The organism is Sulfuricurvum sp., assembly GCF_049587615.1.
In the GTDB taxonomy this organism is placed as follows: Bacteria; Campylobacterota; Campylobacteria; order Campylobacterales; family Sulfurimonadaceae; genus Sulfuricurvum.
This window is the reverse complement of sequence record NZ_JBAVEF010000014.1, coordinates 1-1,597: the sequence shown is the minus strand read 5'-3', so window position 1 is coordinate 1,597 and position 1,597 is coordinate 1. Positions and strand designations below refer to the sequence as shown.

The following is a 1,597-nucleotide window of genomic DNA, read 5'->3' as shown; positions in this document are numbered from 1 at the left end:
TCTAGATGGAGATGGAACCGGTGGCGAGGCCGTAGACGCCGTAGACGGCCGCGGCGACGATGACGCCGAAGAGGATCCAGTCGGACGTCTTGTCGAAGACGGGCTTGCCCTGCTCGCGCCGCGCGATGTAATACAGCACGGTGCCGGGGGCGAACAAGATGGCCGCGAGCAGGATGTACTTGAGCCCGCCGGCGTAGATCATGAACAGCGTGTAGGCGACGGCGATCCCGGCCAGGACCAGGTCGCGCTTGCGCTCCTCGGGCCTCACCGCGTAGGTCTCGCCGCGCTTGGCGATCATGAGCCCGTAGGCGGCGACGAGGAAGTACGGAATCAGCGTCGTTGCGCTGGTCAGGTTGAGCATCAGCGAGAAGGCGTCGCGCGACCAGTAGGTCGTGATCACGATGATCTGGATGATGATGCTGGTCACCCACATTGCCACCACTGGCACGCCGTTGGCGTTGGTCTTCGCGAAGGCCTTGGGCATGTCCTTCGACTTGCCGGCGGCGAACATCACCTCGGCGCAGATCAGCGCCCAGGCCAGGTAGGCGCCGAGCACCGACACCAGCAGGCCGACGCTGACGAACACCGCGCCCCAGGGCCCGACCACGCTCTCCAGTACGCCGGCCATCGACGGCTGGCGCATCCCGGCGATCTCGGCGCGCTGCAGCGCCGCGTAAGGCAGCAGCGTGACCAGCACCATGAGGCAGGTGACGCCGATGAAGCCGACGATGGTGGCCCAGCCAACGTCCTTGCGCTCCTTGGCGTAGCGCGAGTACACGCTCGCGCCCTCGATGCCGATGAACACGAACACGGTCACCAGCATCGTCGCCCTCACCTGCTCGAACAGGCCCGCCGTCAGGTCGCCGCCGTACAGGTTGAAGCGGAACAGGTCCATCTTGAAGGCGAAGAACAGGAGCACGATGAAGACCAGGATCGGGATCACCTTGGCCACCGTGACGATGCTGTTGATGAACGCGGCCTGCTGGACGCCGCGCAGGATCAGGAAGTGGAACAGCCAGATGCCGACCGACGCGACGATGATCGCCACCGCCGTGTTGCCGTCGCCGAATACCGGGAACCAGGCGCCCAGCGTCGACTTGATCAGCACCCAGTACGAGACGTTGCCGATGCAACTGCCGATCCAGTAGCCGAAGGCCGACAGGAAGCCAGGGTAGTCGCCGAAGCCTTCGCGCGCATACGCGTACACGCCGGCGTCGATATCGGGCCGGCGTTCGGCCAGCGCCTGGAACACGCGCGCCAGCATGTACATGCCGGTGCCCGCGATGATCCAGGCGATGACCGCACCCATCGGCCCGGTGGCGTTGGCGAACGTGCGCGGCAGCGAGAAGATGCCCGCGCCGACCATCCCTCCGACCACCATCGCGGTCAGTGCCATCCGCGACATCTTCTGTTCCGAGGTCATCGTGTCTCCATGGTTGTCAGTTCGTCCTGGGCTCACCGCGTGCAGCGCGCGAACCTAACACCTCAAATGCGATCCGGTCATACCCACGTTGTCATCGAGTCGAAACCACTATGGCTACAAATCCAGGCGCAGCGTGATCCAGATTTCGGTCGAGCTGTAGTTGTTGGCGAGGAT

General features: G+C 64.6%; 1 protein-coding gene. It reads right to left on the bottom strand.

Features of this window, described 5'->3' with window-relative positions; genetic code table 11:
• Position 1 precedes the first annotated feature (1 nt).
• Complete coding sequence (locus tag WB308_RS02480; RefSeq protein ID WP_424188652.1) at positions 2-1,423, bottom strand: basic amino acid/polyamine antiporter; 1,422 nt, start codon at positions 1,421-1,423, stop codon at positions 2-4.
• Positions 1,424-1,597: the final 174 nt, after the last annotated feature.

Excerpts from the sequence above, each read along its gene's own strand:
- WB308_RS02480 (WP_424188652.1), bottom strand. The coding sequence starts at position 1,423 with ATGACCTCGGAACAGAAGATGTCGCGGATGGCACTGACCGCGATGGTG.